Annotated in this window: 13 protein-coding genes; all 13 read left to right on the top strand. The window is 60.1% G+C overall.

The annotated features are described in order from the left end of the window. The first annotated feature begins 62 nt into the window (after positions 1-62). The 13 genes from HMPREF9452_RS03480 (at position 63) to HMPREF9452_RS03420 (ending at position 16,162) form a co-directional block, all read left to right on the top strand. On the top strand, positions 63-1,223 hold the full coding sequence (locus HMPREF9452_RS03480) for an iron-containing alcohol dehydrogenase (protein ID WP_009140725.1): 1,161 nt from the start codon (positions 63-65) through the stop codon (positions 1,221-1,223). Positions 1,224-1,599: 376 nt separating this feature from the next. Next, positions 1,600-1,839: a FeoA family protein gene (locus tag HMPREF9452_RS03475; RefSeq protein WP_040362305.1), complete on the top strand. Its 240-nt coding sequence runs from the start codon at positions 1,600-1,602 to the stop codon at positions 1,837-1,839. 52 nt (positions 1,840-1,891) lie between these two features. Next, positions 1,892-2,113, top strand: coding sequence for a FeoA family protein (locus tag HMPREF9452_RS03470; RefSeq protein ID WP_009140723.1), 222 nt, complete (start codon positions 1,892-1,894; stop codon positions 2,111-2,113). A gap of 103 nt (positions 2,114-2,216) precedes the next feature. After that, entirely contained in the window at positions 2,217-4,448 is a 2,232-nt protein-coding gene (gene feoB / locus HMPREF9452_RS03465) for a ferrous iron transport protein B (protein WP_009140722.1), read from the top strand. A 162-nt stretch (positions 4,449-4,610) separates the two neighbouring features. Further along, positions 4,611-4,817 carry a hypothetical protein gene (locus tag HMPREF9452_RS03460; protein ID WP_009140721.1) on the top strand — a complete coding sequence of 69 codons (207 nt, stop codon included), beginning with the start codon at positions 4,611-4,613 and terminating at the stop codon, positions 4,815-4,817. A 245-nt stretch (positions 4,818-5,062) separates the two neighbouring features. After that, positions 5,063-6,145: a substrate-binding domain-containing protein gene (locus HMPREF9452_RS03455; RefSeq protein WP_009140720.1), complete on the top strand. Its 1,083-nt coding sequence runs from the start codon at positions 5,063-5,065 to the stop codon at positions 6,143-6,145. A gap of 758 nt (positions 6,146-6,903) precedes the next feature. Beyond that, on the top strand, positions 6,904-8,328 hold the full coding sequence (gene uxaC, locus HMPREF9452_RS03450; RefSeq protein ID WP_009140719.1) for a glucuronate isomerase: 1,425 nt from the start codon (positions 6,904-6,906) through the stop codon (positions 8,326-8,328). Further along, the gene (locus HMPREF9452_RS03445) at positions 8,329-9,840 is read left to right on the top strand and encodes a tagaturonate reductase (protein WP_009140718.1); all 1,512 of its coding nucleotides are present in this window, start codon (positions 8,329-8,331) and stop codon (positions 9,838-9,840) included. It begins immediately after the preceding gene. Positions 9,841-9,905: 65 nt separating this feature from the next. Further along, positions 9,906-11,390 carry a UxaA family hydrolase gene (locus tag HMPREF9452_RS03440; RefSeq protein WP_009140717.1) on the top strand — a complete coding sequence of 495 codons (1,485 nt, stop codon included), beginning with the start codon at positions 9,906-9,908 and terminating at the stop codon, positions 11,388-11,390. 113 nt (positions 11,391-11,503) lie between these two features. Next, positions 11,504-12,076 (top strand): FAD-dependent oxidoreductase, encoded by a 573-nt coding sequence (locus HMPREF9452_RS03435; protein ID WP_083821729.1) that lies wholly within the window; start codon positions 11,504-11,506, stop codon positions 12,074-12,076. 236 nt (positions 12,077-12,312) lie between these two features. Then, positions 12,313-13,653 (top strand): glutamine synthetase family protein, encoded by a 1,341-nt coding sequence (locus HMPREF9452_RS03430; protein ID WP_009140715.1) that lies wholly within the window; start codon positions 12,313-12,315, stop codon positions 13,651-13,653. 191 nt (positions 13,654-13,844) lie between these two features. After that, entirely contained in the window at positions 13,845-14,507 is a 663-nt protein-coding gene (locus tag HMPREF9452_RS03425) for a response regulator transcription factor (RefSeq protein ID WP_009140714.1), read from the top strand. Positions 14,508-14,746: 239 nt separating this feature from the next. Continuing rightward, positions 14,747-16,162 (top strand): S1C family serine protease, encoded by a 1,416-nt coding sequence (locus HMPREF9452_RS03420; RefSeq protein ID WP_009140713.1) that lies wholly within the window; start codon positions 14,747-14,749, stop codon positions 16,160-16,162. Positions 16,163-16,171: the final 9 nt, after the last annotated feature.

Raw genomic sequence — 16,171 nt, 5'->3', positions numbered from 1 at the left:
CGGTCGTTCGCGAAGCATTGCTAATGTGACTGGCCAAAAGGCCAAGACAAGGAGAGATTGATATGGCTTCTATCGAGGCACGCTCTTTTTTGATGCCGGGCAAGATTGTCTACGGAGAGGGGGCGCTTGGCCAGGCTGCCCCGTCTATGGCGCAGATGGGAGAGAAGGCCCTGATTGTAACCGACGCGATGATGGTGAAGCTGGGAAACCTGGCTCGCCTCACGCAGGCGCTTGAGGGCGAGGGCATAGGGTTCAGCGTGTACGATGGCATCAACTCCGAGCCCGTTGACAAGATGGTCGAGGAGGGCGTACGCCGATTCAAAGATGACGGTTGCGACTTTATGGTTGCCCTGGGAGGAGGTAGTCCCATCGACACCATGAAGGCAATCGCCATGTGCGCCGCAAGCGGGGAAAAAATCGCCGCCTTCATGGGCAGGCCTTACTGCGGTCCCGTCTGCCCCATGGTCGCCATTCCCACAACTGCGGGAACGGGGTCCGAGGCTACGCAGTTCACCATTATCACCGATACCGAAAACGACGTTAAGATGCTCATCTCCGGAGCTCCGCTGATTCCTGCGCTGGCTATCGTCGATCCGGTATTTACGTTGACGGCGCCCGCCAGCGTGACCGCTGCGACCGGCGTGGACGCTCTTTGCCATGCTATCGAGGCGTACACCTCTCGTAAGGCGCAGCCTCTGTCGCAGGTCTTCGCCCTTTCGGCCGCTAAGAGGATTTTCGCCAACCTCGACGTCTGTGTGGAGGAGCCCGACAATATCGAGGCCAGGACCCAGATGTCGCTTGCTGCCACTGAGGCGGGCGTAGCGTTCAACAACGCTAGCGTCACGCTCATTCACGGTATGAGTCGCCCCATCGGCGCCGTGTTCCATGTTCCCCACGGTCTTTCGAACGCCATGCTGATGAAGGTCTGCTTCGACTTTGCCCTGGACGGCGCTTATGACCGCTTTGCGGAGGTCGCCAGGGCCTGCGGGCTGTCCGCTTCCGATGATGACGCCGCTGCCGCGCGTGGCCTTATGGAGGGGATTGATGATCTTCTGACCAGGATCAAGATTCCAACGCTTGTCGAGTTCGGTGTTGATTCCGATGCTTTTACCGCGGCTATCGATAAGATGGCGGCGGATGCGGAGGCCAGCGGAAGCCCGGCAAATACCATCAAACCGGTATCCCAGGGGGATATGCGTGCGATGTACCGGAGCCTTATCTAGGTGCCGCACGGCTTGAGACGGCTTGCTCGGGAAGGGCGGATGCGATGGGGTGTCGCGTCCGCCCTTTATTATGCATTCGCCCCCGTGTTCCCGCTTGATGAATCAATGTGATAATGAGCGAACAATTATATTTTTCAGGTAAATCGTCTTTCTGGGTTTTCAATTCAATTCAGTGGTGGTAGTTTATCAAGGTAAACATAGCCATGGCTAACTTCCCTTGAGCGGGGCACCATTGCTGCTGTAGCGAAAGGGAAGTTTTCCTGCGTTTGCACCGTGCTCGTCGTCACGGCGCGCAAAAGTGCGAAGCGGTGTGAAAGCGAAAGCGCGGCAAAGCGGCTATGCGATGTGTTGGGACGAGGAGAGACGGTGGTTGAGGATGCCTCAGGGTCCGCAGATGCCGGCGATGCCGCTTTCGATGGTGCACGCTGGTGACACGGTGACGGTTTCGCGCGTGAAGGGCGCGGCGGACGTCAAGCGCCACTTGGAGACGCTCGGGTTTGTCGAGGGCTCGCAGGTGCACGTGGTCACATCGGGCGGGGGTAACATCATCGTTCTCGTCAAAGGTGCTCGCTTTGGCTTGGATGCCAAAGTGGCCAAGAACGTAATGGTCGCTTAAGGACGGTTGCCGACCGTGTTGGGCGATGCAGGTCGAACCGAGAGGGGGAAGCATGAAGACATTGGGAGATGTGGCGGTAGGGGATAGCTCCGTCATCGTCAAGCTGCACGGAACGGGCGCGCTGCGCCGCCACCTTATGGACATGGGGCTTATCAAGGGCACCGCGTTTAAGGTGGTGAAGGTCGCTCCGCTGGGCGATCCCGTGCAGATTACCGTGCGCGGCTACGAGCTGTCTATCCGCAAGGAAGAAGCGGCGATCGTAGAGGTCGAGTAGGCCTGAAGCGTTTCTTTTTACAGGTAGAGTTAGCCAAATCTAACAACAATGGCCAACTCAGGAATTGCTTGAATCTCAAAGCCTTGATGTGAAAGAAGGAATGATGGCTGAATCCCAGATTCATATAGCGTTGGCGGGTAATCCCAACTGCGGTAAAACCACGCTGTTCAATTTGATTACGGGCCAAAACGGCTACGTGGGCAATTGGCCGGGCGTTACGGTCGAGAAAAAGCAGGCGCCCCTGTCCGTTGATAAAAGCGTTATCATCACGGACCTCCCGGGTATCTACTCGTTGTCTCCGTATAGCCCGGAAGAGCAGGTGTCGCGCGACTACCTTATGAGCGGCGAGGCGGATGTTGTGGTGCAGGTAGTTGACGCCACCAATTTGGAGCGCAACCTGTACCTGGCGCTCCAGGTTATCGAGACGGGTCTGCCCGTGGTGGTCGCTCTCAACATGGCCGACCTCGTGAAAAAGAACGGTGACGACATCGACGTCGCCCGTTTGGAGAAGGCGTTGGGCTGCCCGGTCGTCATGATCTCCGCTTTGAAGAATAACGGTGTCGACGCCCTTATCGATAAGGCAAAAACCACCGCTGCTACCAAGGGCTCTGGCCAGCGCCATGCGTTTGATTCCGCAATCGAAGACGTGCTGCAGCATATCGAATCGCAGCTGCCCGCATCCGTTGCTGCAAATCGCCGCCGCTATTATGCCGTCAAGATGTTCGAACGCGACTCGGATGCCGCATCCGCAATCAAGTTGACGGGCGCTGCTGCGCAGAAGATCGAAGCCCTTATCGTCCAGTGCGAAGCCGACTGCGACGATGACGCGGAGTCCATCATCACCGGCGAGCGCTATGCCGTCGTCGCCCATATCATCGACGAGTGCCTGCATCGCGCTCCCGCCAAGATGAGCACCTCGGAGAAGATAGACCGCATCGTCACCAATCGCTGGCTGGGCCTACCTATCTTTGCGGCCATCATGTTTGGCGTGTACTACCTGGCCATCTCTACGTTCGGCACCTCTATGACAGACTGGGTGAATGACAACCTCTTCGGCGACGGCTGGGACTTCTTCGGTGCCGCCATGCCCAGCGTCCCCGCGCTGTTCGAGGGCTGGCTTTCCGCCGCGGGCGCCAGCGATATGGTGATCTCCCTGGTCTGCGACGGCATCGTTGCCGGCGTGGGCGCGGTTCTGGGCTTCATCCCGCAGATGCTCGTCCTCTTTGTCCTGCTCTCCTTCCTTGAGGATTGCGGCTACATGGCCCGCGTCGCTTTTGTTATGGACCGTATCTTCCGTCGCTTCGGCCTGTCCGGTAAGTCCTTTATCCCCATGCTGGTGTCCACCGGCTGCGGCGTGCCGGGCGTGCTTGCCACCAAGACCATCGAGAACGAGAAGGACCGCCGCATGACGGTCATGACCACAACGTTCATCCCCTGCGGCGCCAAGCTGCCCGTCATCGCGCTTGTCATGGGCGCGCTCATCGGCGACGCAGAGTCCACGTGGATCGCGCCGCTCTTCTACTTCCTGGGCGTCATCGCCGTCATCGTCTCCGGCATCATGCTCAAGAAGACCAAGCTCTTCGCGGGTCGTCCCACGCCCTTTGTCATGGAGCTGCCAAGCTATCACATGCCGAGTGCTCGCAGCTGGGCGCTGCATGTGTGGGAGCGTGTGAGCGCCTACGTCAAGAAGGCCTTCACCATCATCTTCGCCTCCACCATCGTGGTGTGGTTCTTGTCTAACTTCGGCCTGTTCAACGGCGTCTTTGGTTACTTGCCCGCCATGGAGGGCATTCCGGAGGAGTTCACCGACTACTCTCTGCTGGCGTCTCTCGCCGGCCTGCTCGCGTGGGTCTTCGCGCCGCTTGGCTTCGATTCTTGGCAGGCAACGGCCATGTCCATCACGGGCTTGGTAGCCAAGGAGAACGTCATGGCCACCGCGGCGTCGCTTTTGCATCTGGCAGATGCTACCGAGACCGACCCCAGCCTGTGGGCCGCGTTCGCCGCGCTCTTCCCCAGCGCCGGCGCCATCGCCGCCTTCGGCGCCTTCAACCTGCTGTGCGCCCCGTGCTTTGCTGCCATGGGCACCATTCGCGCCCAGATGAACTCTGCCAAGTGGACCGCCGTCGCACTGGGCTACGAGTGCGGTTTCGCCTGGGTCGTGGGCCTCATGATCAACCAGTTCTACCTTGCCGCCCAGGGGGTCTTCAGCATCTGGACCGTAATCGCCGTGCTCTTTGCGCTGGCCATCCTGTTCCAGCTGTTCCGCCCCATGCCCCGCGGTGCGTGGGACGATGACGCGGCGGAGCGCCTTACCCCGGCGGGTGCCTCTGCATAGCGCCGCGCCGCTCTAGGCTTGTCCCAAATCCCCGTTGCCGTTTTTAACGCCGTGTCCCCCTGTGCTATGCGGGGCGCGGCGTTTTTGTGTTGCGTGGACAAGGAGCGGCCGTGTTGCCCTGCATATGCGCTAAAGTTAGTCATAGTAAACAAAGGAGGAACCATGAGTCCTATCGATATCATCTTGCTGGTTGCAATCGGCGCGGCGTTTGTCGCCGTGTTGGTGCGCGCCAAACGCAAGGGCACGTGTGGAGACTGCTCGTCCTCCGGCTCGTGCTCGGGGCACTGCAGCTCTAAGCAGAAAAGCTGTTGTCCCGCTGTAAAGGGCGTGGATGCCGTGGAGAAGGAGCTCTCACGCGGCGTGAAATAGTTTCGAGCGCGACATGTGACTGGAATGCAGTCAACAGCGGGCTGGCCGCGGGGCGGCCGAAACTTGAACGGTTGGCTTTCGGTCTGCCCGCACCCGCATCGTTCAACCAATCGGCCGGCATGCTGATCTGATGTCCAAGATTGGTCATGGCGGATGCCCCGCACAGATTCCTCGTCCGTGGTAAGGTAGGTTACTGTAAGTGAACGTTCCCTAATTGGGACGGCGAGGTGTAAGGCTGGTGGATCATGGCGCGAGTGACCATGAAGGATATCGCGGCGCGCATGGACGTGTCGGTCAACACGGTGCATAAAGCGTTGACGGGCAAGCCCGGCGTGTCGGACGAGGTCCGCGCTCACATCATGAGCCTGGCGGATGAGATGGGGTACCGTCGCAACGCCAATGCATCCAGCCTTCGTCGCAAGGACGCCAAGATTGTGATCTGCCTGCCCAGTCCGGCAAATAGCGGACGTTACTACTATGCCTACCTGTGGGAAGGCTGCCGTTCCTATATTGAGGACGCGCCGGACGTGGGTGCTGCGTTTGAGAACATCGAGTACGCCTTTGGCCAGTATCCCGTTGCCCTTGCAGGTATATTGGACCGAATCGATGCCGGCGAGCGAATCGATGGTTTGCTGACGCTTGCTCCCATCCGTCCTGAGGGAACGGTGCTTTTGGAGAAGATAGCGGAGGCGGGCACGGCGGTGGTGCTGCTGGATGGCGATAAGCCTCAGACCAAGCGCATCGCCGCCGTGGTGTCCGATTACGCTATGGCCGGTAGTCTTATGGCCGAGCAGGCCATCAATTTGCTGCGCGGCAAACAGGACGCGCGAATCTTGCTGCTTGCGGGAGACCCTCAATCCGAATCGCATGCGGTGGTCGCCCGCGCGTTCCATGAATACCTGCGCACCCAGCGCGCCCAGGTGAGGGTGGATGATCTGTGCGGAGCTCACCAGCAGGAGGATCGTCTTCATGAGGAGCTTTCCCGTGTGTTGAATACCGCGAGGCCAGACATGGTCTGCAGCGTGTTTGCCGTGGGATCGGAAGTGCTTGCGGACACGTTGGTGGAACTTGGCATGGCGGGCGAGGTCCTGGCAATTGGCAACGATTTGTTCCCCGAGAGCGTTTTGGCGCTGCGTCGCGGCATTGTGAACAACCTGGTTTACAAGGATCCCTTTGGCATGGCGCAGACCGCCCTCAAGAGGCTGCTTGATTTTGTTTTGTTGGGCGAGCGCCCGCAAAGCGACGTGGAGCGCGGTATGGTAGAGCTGGTGTTTAGGAGCAACCTCGACCGCTACGCAACTGCGGCGCACGTTGAGGTCACGGGATAGACAAGCGTTTAGGGCTCACTTTATGCGCGCATAGATTACGGCCCATGGCCCATCTATACCAGGGGCGTCGCTATTTGCGGCGCCCTTTCTATTACCGCACATCACGAGCGGCGGCGACATGCCTGCAGGCTGGACACTCCGGGCAGCAAAATACACGCGCTGCTGAAGTCGGCCTCCAGTTGGACTTGGGGATCTGCTGAAATCGACCTCCGTGTTACCCTCGTTGCTAAAAATGCGGTTCAGTTGGACTCGCGAAATCGAGTCTTCGATTCTGCTGGTCTATCTACCATGGGTTTCTCCAATTAGGTCTCCATCGGGTTCTATGCCAAGTCCAACTGAAGGCTGATTTCAGCAGAGGCTACTCCAACTGAAGCCTAAAAATAGCAAGAGGGTGTAAACGAAGGCCTTTTTCAGCAGAGCCCCAAGTCCATCTGAAGCTGAAAAACAGCGGTGCAGCCAGACGGGAGATCGGTGCAGCGCCAGATGAGCGTGGGATTTTGAAAGCCCGCGACAGGCGCGTTTGGCGGCGGTCCCAGCAACGTGCTCCCTGGTTTAATCCCATCGGACCCCATCGAGCGAAGAACCGTTCGCCGATGAAAACGAACCGTTCGTCTGTATAGGTAAAGTGAACGTTCACCTTAGCTAGTGCATTTACCTTTCTTTTAGGGTAACGTTCACCTTGTACAAAGGCGAGCGACAGCTTTTCTCGCCCGGGGGTCGCAGGCATCGAGCATGTTTGCGAAGTCGAGAGGATGCACATGAAGGCTTTTATGGATGATCAGGATTTTCTTCTGAGCACGCAGACGGGTGAGGAGCTGTTCCACACCTATGCGGAGCACATGCCCATTGTCGACTATCACTGCCATATTTCCCCCAAGGAGATTTACGAGGACAAGCGTTTTGAATCCATCACCGAGGTTTGGCTGGGCGGCGACCATTACAAGTGGCGCCTTATGCGCGCAAACGGTGTGGACGAGCGCTTTATCACCGGCGACGCCCCGGCTCGCGAGAAGTTCCAGAAGTGGGCGGAAACCCTGGAGCGTTGCGTTGGCAACCCCGTTTTTGAGTGGAGCCACCTGGAGCTCAAGCGTTTCTTTGGCTACGAGGGCGTGCTCAACTCCCAGACCGCCCAGGAGGTTTGGGATTTGGCCAACGCCAAGCTTGCCCAGGACGATTTCTCCTGCCGCGAGCTGGTTCGCCGCTCTAATGTCCGCATGATCTGCACCACCGACGACCCGGCAGATAGCTTTGAGTGGCACAAGAAGATCGCTGCCGACCCCACCTTCGACGTGCGGGTTGTTCCCGCCATGCGCCCGGATGCGGCGCTTCGTATCGAACGCGGCCGCGAGTTCGTGAGCTACCTGGGCCGTCTGGCAGACGTGGCCCACGTCTCTATCTCCTCGTTCGCAGACCTCAAGCGCGCCATCTCCCTGCGCTACGACGTCGCCCATGAGCTTGGTTGTCGCGCCTCCGACCACGCGCTGGACTACGTGATGTACGTGCCCGCGCCCGAGGATGAGATCGAGCACATCTTCGCTAAGGCGCTTGCCGGCGACGCTCTTGATGAGCACGAGGTCCTGGCATACAAGACCGCCTTTATGCAGTTTGTCGCCAGCGAGTACGTGCGTCTGGGTTGGGCCATGCAGCTGCACTTTGGCTGCAAGCGAGACAACAACCGCGCCATGTTCGCCAAGCTTGGCCCGGATACCGGCTACGATAGCATCTCCAACTACACCCCCGCCGACCAGCTGGCAGATTTCCTCAACTCCATCCAGGAGAACAGCGGCCTGCCCAAGACCATCCTGTACAGCCTGAACCCGGTCGACAACACCATGATCGACACCGTGATGGCGTGCTTCCAGGAGGCTCCCGTCGCCGGCAAGCTCCAGAACGGCTCCGCCTGGTGGTTCAACGACAGCGAAGTGGGCATGCGCGATCAGATGACCTCCCTTGCCAACAACGGCGTGTTCGGCAACTTCGTCGGCATGCTGACCGATTCCCGCAGCTTCCTGTCCTACCCGCGTCACGAGTATTTCCGTCGCGTGATGTGCGGCCTGCTTGGCGAGTGGGTCGAGGCCGGCAAGTTCCCGCGCGATATGGAGCTGCTGGGCAGCTTGGTCCGCGATATTTCCTACAACAACGCTGTCCGTTATTTTGGCTTTGATCTTGCAGAGGAGAAGTAAATGAAGACCTTGAATCGTACGACGCTGGCGGAGACCGGTAATACCAGCTACGTGGTGCCCGCCGACGCGCCTGAGAAGGTTCTCCAATTTGGCGAGGGCAACTTCCTCCGCGCTTTCGTCGACCGCTTCTTCGACTTGGCAAATGAGGCGACCGGATGGAACGGTCGCATCTGCATGGTGCAGCCCATCAATGGAGCGTTTGGCTTCGCAGATGGCATCAACGCCCAGGATGGGCTGTACACCGTGCTTATGCGCGGCCGTGAGAACGGTCAGCAGGTGGACGAGGCTCGCCTGATCTCAAGCTGCAGCCGCTGCCTTAACCCGTACCGCGCGGAGGACTATAAGGCGTTCATGGGCGTTGCCGTCTCCGACGACCTGGAGATCATCGTCTCCAACACCACCGAGGCCGGCATCGCCTACGACGCTTCTTGCAAGCTGGACGATGAGCCCCCGGCGAGCTTCCCGGCTAAGCTGACGCAGGTGCTCTATGCGCGCTGGAAGGCGAACAAGTCCGGCGTGATCGTCCTTTCCTGCGAGCTTATCGACCACAACGGCGCCGAGCTGCTGCGCATTGTCCACCAGCATGTCTCCGACTGGGGTCTGGAGGACGCGTTTGGCGCCTGGCTCGATGATGAGTGCACCTTCTGCACCACCCTTGTTGACACCATCGTCCCCGGCCGCATCCGCGAGGCCTCCGAGGCGGCTGCCGTGGCCGAGCGCCTTGGCTACGAGGACCCCTTCCTCACGGTTCGCGAGCCCTTCCAGATGTGGGGCATCCAGGGCGATGAGGCGCTGGCTGCCAAGCTGCCGTTCATCCAGGCGGAGCTGCCGGGCGTCTTTGTCACCCCGGATGTGACCCCTTACAAGAAGCGCAAGGTCCGCATCTTGAACGGAGCCCACACCTGCTTTGTTCCGGGTGCCTGGCTTGCCGGCTTCGACATTGTTCGCGACTGCATGCATGACGAGGTTGTGCGCGGTTTCATGAACAAGATGCTTGACCATGAGGTTATCCCCACCCTGTCCGGTGAGTTGGACGAGGAAGACCTGCGCGCGTTCGCCGCGGCAGTCGAGAACCGCTTCGATAATCCGTTTATCGACCATCAGCTGCTCTCCATCTGCTTGAACTCGACCGCTAAGTGGCGCGCCCGCGACCTGCCCACGTTGCTGGACTACGTTGAGCAGAAGGACGAGCTGCCCGCGTGCCTGGCTACCAGTCTGGCGACCTTGATCGCGTTTTACTCCACCGGCCTGGAGGGTCGCGCGGACGATGGCCTGCACCTGCGTCGTGCCGACGGCACGGCTTACGTTGCACGGGATGACGCCTTTGTCCTCGATTTCTACGCCGCCCATGCGGATGATGCCGACGCCGACTTGGTTGCCGCCGTGCTCTCCAACGAGCAGATGTGGGGTCAGGACCTCACGCAGGTCCCCGGTCTTCTCGACTTTGTAACCAGCGCGCTGGCGATTGTTCGCACCCAGGGTGCCGCCGCCGCGTACGCTGCAGCTCTGTAAACCTTGCATGCCGCGGGCGGGGCAGTACCCGCCTGCGGTTTTTCTCATGATCGGAGGAGCCACACGTGAAGACCATCCAGATCAATCCGGCCGATAACGTGATCGTGGCGCTCGAGCCCCTTGCCGCCGGTACCGTGGTCTCGGTTCCGGGCGCAGGCGAGGTCACGGCGACCGAGGATATTCCCCAGGGTCACAAGATGGCCGTTCGCTCGATCGCCGCCGGTGACAACGTAATCAAGTACGGTTTGCCCATCGGCCATGTGACCTGCGATGTCCAAGCAGGTAGCTGGCTACATACGCATAATGTCAAGACCAACCTTTCTGGCGAGGTCGATTACGAGTACCATCCGTCGCGCCCGGTGCTCCGGGCTATCGAGCCCAAGACCTTCCAGGGCTTCCGCCGTGCCGACGGCCGCGCCGCCACGCGCAACGAGCTGTGGATCATCCCTACGGTCGGCTGCGTGAACGAGGTCGCCCGCGCCATGTGCGAACAGGCTCAGGACTTGGTGGGGGACAGTCTTGAGGGCGTGTACTACTTCCCGCATCCCTTTGGCTGCTCGCAGACGGGTGCCGACCATGCGCAGACCCGCAAGCTGCTGGTAGCGCTTTCTCGCCATGCGAACGCCGCCGGCGTGCTCTTCCTTTCGCTGGGGTGCGAAAACTGCACGCACGACCAGGTACTTGAGGAGCTGGGCAACTACGACGCGCAGCGTGTGCGCTTCCTTACCTGTCAGGACGTTGAGGACGAGTTGGTAGAGGGCCATAAGATCCTTTCCGAGCTGGCCACTCACGCCAAGACGTTCAAGCGCGAGACCATCTCTGCCTCCGAGTTGGCCATCGGCCTCAAGTGCGGCGGATCCGACGGCCTGTCCGGCATCACCGCCAACCCCGTAATCGGCCGCGTTTCCGACATCGCGGTCGCCGGCGGCGGTACCTCCGTGCTTACCGAGGTGCCCGAGATGTTCGGCGCCGAGTCGATCCTGCTCGACCGCTGCGAGGGCCAGGACGTGTTCGATGCGGCCGCCGACATGCTCAACGGCTTCAAGGATTACTTCATCAGCCACGGCGAGGTTGTGTACGAGAACCCCAGCCCCGGTAACAAGGACGGCGGCATCACCACGCTCGAGGACAAGAGCTGCGGCTGCGTCCAGAAGGGCGGTGACGCGCCCATCGTCGACGTGCTGGGCTACGGCGACACGGTGCGCAAGCCCGGTCTGCAGATGCTCTGCTGCCCCGGTAATGACATGGTCTCCACCACCGCGCTCACCGCGGCGGGCTGCCATGTGATCCTGTTCTCCACCGGTCGCGGCACGCCGTTTGGCGCCCCGGCACCCACGCTCAAGGTCTTTACCAACGAGCGCCTGTGCCAGCACAAGGCCAACTGGATGGACTTCAACGCCGGCGTGGTCGCCACGGGCGAACGCACCATCGATGAGGCCGCCGAGGACCTGTGGGACCTGGTGCTCGAGACGGCGAGTGGCAGGCAGACCAGCGCCGAACGCCGCGGCTGCCATGAGATCTCGATCTGGAAAGACGGCGTGACGCTGTAGTCCGTCTCGATATACGACTTGCTTATGCCCGCGGCATCGAATCGCTTGATGTCGCGGGCATAGTTGATAGGAGCGAATTGGTATGGGAGTTCATATTGTAGAGCTTCTCTAACATCGAGCACTATATCTCGACCACCTACCTGGAGCGCCATGAGTTTGCGCCGGCTCCCAGTTGCGGCAAGCGCGTCGCGGTCATTGGCGCCGGCAACGTTGCCATGGACGTGGCGCGCACCGCGCTTCGCCAGGGCGCTCGCAACGTCACCATCTATGCTCGCTCCAAGCATGTCTCCGCTAGCTCGGACAAGGTCGAGTTCGCCCAGTTGGACGGAGCGGAGCTGGTGTACGGCAAGGCGGTCCAAGAGATCGACGACAACGGCCCGGTGTTCCGTACCGCCATCTTCGATGAGGAGGACGCCGTTGTTGGCTATGAGGACGAGCTCGGCCACGTAAGCTGCGATACCGTGGTGATCGCCGCCTCCCAGCAGGCAAAGGACAAGCTGGTCCTCACAACCGACGCCCTGGTCGCCAATGATCGCGGCCTGCTTGAGGTGGACGAGAGCGGCATGACCATGATGTCCGGCGTCTTCGCGGCGGGCGATGTGGTGAGCGGTCCCTCGACGGTGGTTCATGCTGTGGCCGGCGCTAACCGCGCTGTCACCGGCATTATGTCCTACCTGGGGATTTAGGACGAAAGCGCATCTGTAGATAGGTGCCCCAGTTGGGAATGGGATTATGCGCCCCGCTCACGGCAGTGCAATTGTAAGGATAACGGCCCCGGCCTCCATTCATTTGGTGGCCGGGGTCGACTGTTTAGGGGGAGCATCAATGTTGGGGGCGCCGCAACCACAGGTAACTCAGTGGAAACATAGCTATGCAAATATAAAAAGCTATATGTTGGGATTTAAGCGTGAAAGGGCTTCCCATGGACCTGCAGCAGAACATCGACTTCGTGCTCCGCACAGTCGAGGAACGCGATATTCGCTTCGTTCGCCTTTGGTTTACCGATGTTCTCGGTAGGCTTAAGAGCTTCGCAATCGCCCCGGAGGACCTCGAGGTTGCATTCGAGGAGGGCATCGGTTTCGACGGCTCGGCTATCGAGGGCTTTACCACGCCCGACGAGTCCGATATGCTCGCGTTCCCCGATCCCTCCACGTTCCAGGTCCTGCCTTGGCGCCCTAGCCATGACGGCGTCGCCTGCATCTTCTGCGACGTGTGCACGCCGGACCGCAAGCCGTTTGCCGGTGATCCGCGCGAGTGCCTGCGCCGTATGTTCAAGAAGGCCGAAAAAGACGGTTACATCATGAACGTGGGCACCGAGCTCGAGTTCTACTACTTCCCGGACGAGTCCACGCCCGAGCCTCTGGACGATGTTCGCTATTTCGACCTCACTCCATCCGATTCCGCGCGCGACCTGCGTCGCTCCACCGTTCTCATGCTCGAGAAGATGAGCGTGCCGGTGGAGTACACCTTCCATTCTTCCGGTCGCTCGCAGCACGGTATCTCGCTTCGCCATGCAGAGGCGCTTTCCATGTCCGATGCCATCATGACCGCCAAGCACGTTATTCGCCTAGAGGCCTTCGAGGCGGGCATCCACGCATCCTTCATGCCCAAACCCATCGCCAAGGAGCCTTCCAGCGCCATGTTCCTGCACCAGTCGCTGTTCGATAAGAGCGGCAACAACGTGTTTTGGGGCGAGGATGACCCCGAGTACCACCTGTCGCCCATTGCCAAGAGCTACATGGCCGGTATCTTGGCCCATGCCAACGAGATCTCCGCGATCACCAACCCCACGGTGAACTCCTACAAGCGACTGGTCACCGGTGGCGGCTCTGTTCCCACCTGCGCAAGCTGGGGTCTGCGCAACCGCTCCGCGATGATCCGTATCCCCATCTATAAGCCGGGCAAGCACCAGTCAAGCCGTATCGAGCTGCGCACGCCCGATCCCATGGCCAATCCCTATCTCACCAACGCGGTGACGCTGGCGGCGGGCCTCGACGGCATCAAGCGCGGCCTCACCCTGCCGGAGGAGGCGACCAGCGCGCTCACCAGCCTGAGCGACGCCGAGCTGCGCCGCCATGGCATCCAGCCGCTGCCCCGCAGCCTTGCCGAGGCGCTCGACTACTTCGAGAACTCCGACTTTATGCGCGAGACGCTGGGCGAGCACATCCACGGGTTCTTCCTTAAGAAGAAGCGCGGCGAATGGGAGAAGTACTCGTCCACCATCACCGAGTGGGAGATCAAGCACTACCTGGCTAACTCGTAGCCGCTTCTTCATAGAAGAAAGATAGCGTCATGGGCCGCGTCGTTTTGATGCGGTGCGGCCCCTTTTATTCGAAACGGCGCCCCGTTCGCGCCGCGAGTGAAAGTTTTTTACATAAAAATAAAAATGACTGCTGATAGCGCATATATCTACCAGCGGTTCTTGTTATCATGTCACTAAAAAGGGAGGTGCGAATGTCCGAGAAGAACGTACTCTTTATGGCGCGTACTACGCGTTTCCATGACTTTGCCCGGACCCTGACCTCTACCATGGGTGTAGAGGTGTACGCGGCAACGCCGGATTCGCCCAACGCCACCCATGATTTCGATTTGCTGATCCTTGATGTGGACGGCTTGCGCAACGATCGCCTGGACCATATCGCCAAGTGGTTGGACGGGCGCGGCAGCATTCCCATGCTGCTGATCGCGGACGAGGACGCGCTGGCGAGCCTGCGCATTCCCTCCCGCGCACGCGTCGACTTCATCTGTTCTGGCGCTACGGAGCTTGAGCTCGAGATCCGCGCCCGTCGCCTTATGGGCGAGGAGGACCCGTTTGCGGGCGATGATATCCTCACCGTTGACGGCATGACCATCAACCTTGCTACGTATCAGGTGTATCTGGACGATGAGCCGGTCGACCTCACGCTGATGGAGTACTCGTTGCTATCTTTCTTGGCCACGCACCCCAACCGTGCTTATAGCCGCGAGGTGCTGTTGCATCGCGTATGGGGCTTTGAGTATTGCGGCGGTACGCGCACGGTTGACGTGCACATTCGTCGCATTCGCTCCAAGATCGGCCCGCAGATCGCCGCGCATATCACCACGGTTCGCGGCGTGGGCTACCTGTTCAAGGAGTAGCGTTTTGACGGGTGCCGCCCCGTTGCGCCCGTGCTCTGCATAGCACCGTATCGAGGAGGGTCTTTTGGCCCTCCTTTTCTTTTCCCTCGTCCTCTTTCTTAATGGTGGGCAACCATTTACTTAAGGGATTACTTAAGCCTGCTTGCGAAACGTTTAATGTGCTCCGTTCTGCCACGCACGGAGCGCCGCATTGGGGTAAAACTCTTCTTGACCCAACGGTTTGAAGATAGGAAGCAACCATGAGTGATGACAAGATTCCGCAGCGCCCCGACGGCGTTGGCGACTCCTTTTTCCACGGCTCCGCCCCGCGTGTCGAGGTTGAGCCCACGCCTGCCCAGCCAACCACCCATACGGCCTCTCCGCAGCAGGACCCCGCTATGCCCGGCGCGGTCCCTCCGACGACCGAGACCGTAAAGCACACCGTGGTGAAGACCAAGACCAAGAAGGCTCCGGTCTTTTTGGCGTCGTTTGGCGGCTTGGTTGTGGGCGCGGTGCTGGTAATCGCGCTTGTCATGTCCGGCGCTTTTAAGATCACCGACTCGGACGTTCAGGCGACGGGCAGCACTGCTACGCAAAACATCGAGATCGACGCGGAGGACACCACTCTGGCGGAGGTTGTCGCCGCAAAGGCACAGCCCTCAGTGGTTTCTATCAGCACCACTACCAGCGAAGGCTCCGGTGTGGGTTCGGGCGTGGTGCTTGATACGGATGGCAACGTCCTCACCAACTGCCACGTGATCGAGGGCGCGACGGAGTTGGTTGTCTCCATGGGCGGCGAGAGCTACGAGGCGGAGCTGGTGGGCGAGGACTCCTCGAGCGACCTGGCCGTTATCCGCCTTAAGGACGTCGACTCCAGCAAGCTGACCCCTATCGAAATCGGCGACTCCGATGACCTGTCCGTGGGCGAATGGGTTATGGCTATCGGCAGCCCCTTTGGTAACGAGCAGTCCGTTTCCACCGGCATCGTGAGCGCCCTGTACCGCTCCACCGCGCTGCCCTCTACCAGCGGCACCTCCATCTACGCCAACATGATCCAGACGGATGCCGCCATCAATCCCGGCAACTCTGGCGGCGCGCTGGTGAATGATAACGGCGAGCTTATCGGCATCAACTCCATCATCGAGTCCTATTCTGGTTCCAGCTCGGGCGTTGGCTTTGCAATTCCGGTCAACTACGCCATCAACATCGCCAGCCAGATCATCGACGGCAAGACCCCCGTCCATCCGTACCTTGGCGTCAGCCTTACCTCGGTGAACGCGCTGAGTGCTCGCGCCAATAACCTGGGTGCCACCGAGGGCGCTCTGGTGGTCGCGGTAAGCGATGGCGGTCCCGCGGCGGACGCCGGCATTCAGGAGAACGACATCATCACGAAGATCGATGGCGAACAGGTAACCTCTGCAGACGGCTTGATCATCGCCCTGCGCGAACATGAGGTGGGAGACAAGGTGACCCTCACCGTGGTTCGCGACTCCAAGGAGCGGGAGGTTGAGGTCACGCTTGGTTCCGATGAGGCCCTGCAGACCGACCAGCAGGACAACTCGCAGGGCGATGCCTCCGGCAACTCCATGACCGAGGAGGAATTCCTCCAGTATCTGGAAGAGCTTATGGGCCGCGGCTCCAGCAGCGGTTTTGGACAGGGCGGTAACTTGGGCTAATCCTCGTCC

The organism is Collinsella tanakaei YIT 12063 (genome assembly GCF_000225705.1).
In the GTDB taxonomy this organism is placed as follows: Bacteria; Actinomycetota; Coriobacteriia; order Coriobacteriales; family Coriobacteriaceae; genus Collinsella; species Collinsella tanakaei.
The sequence above is the reverse complement of the archived record's forward strand: the minus strand, read 5'-3'. Positions and strand labels throughout refer to the sequence as shown.

What these genes read in the sequence shown, in the direction of transcription:
- HMPREF9452_RS03480 (WP_009140725.1), top strand. Translation starts at nt 63, where the DNA reads ATGGCTTCTATCGAGGCACGCTCTTTTTTGATGCCGGGCAAGATTGTC.
- HMPREF9452_RS03475 (WP_040362305.1), top strand. Translation starts at nt 1,600, where the DNA reads ATGCCTCAGGGTCCGCAGATGCCGGCGATGCCGCTTTCGATGGTGCAC.
- HMPREF9452_RS03470 (WP_009140723.1), top strand. Translation starts at nt 1,892, where the DNA reads ATGAAGACATTGGGAGATGTGGCGGTAGGGGATAGCTCCGTCATCGTC.
- feoB (WP_009140722.1), top strand. Translation starts at nt 2,217, where the DNA reads ATGGCTGAATCCCAGATTCATATAGCGTTGGCGGGTAATCCCAACTGC.
- HMPREF9452_RS03460 (WP_009140721.1), top strand. Translation starts at nt 4,611, where the DNA reads ATGAGTCCTATCGATATCATCTTGCTGGTTGCAATCGGCGCGGCGTTT.
- HMPREF9452_RS03455 (WP_009140720.1), top strand. Translation starts at nt 5,063, where the DNA reads ATGGCGCGAGTGACCATGAAGGATATCGCGGCGCGCATGGACGTGTCG.
- uxaC (WP_009140719.1), top strand. Translation starts at nt 6,904, where the DNA reads ATGAAGGCTTTTATGGATGATCAGGATTTTCTTCTGAGCACGCAGACG.
- HMPREF9452_RS03445 (WP_009140718.1), top strand. Translation starts at nt 8,329, where the DNA reads ATGAAGACCTTGAATCGTACGACGCTGGCGGAGACCGGTAATACCAGC.
- HMPREF9452_RS03430 (WP_009140715.1), top strand. Translation starts at nt 12,313, where the DNA reads ATGGACCTGCAGCAGAACATCGACTTCGTGCTCCGCACAGTCGAGGAA.
- HMPREF9452_RS03425 (WP_009140714.1), top strand. Translation starts at nt 13,845, where the DNA reads ATGTCCGAGAAGAACGTACTCTTTATGGCGCGTACTACGCGTTTCCAT.
- HMPREF9452_RS03420 (WP_009140713.1), top strand. Translation starts at nt 14,747, where the DNA reads ATGAGTGATGACAAGATTCCGCAGCGCCCCGACGGCGTTGGCGACTCC.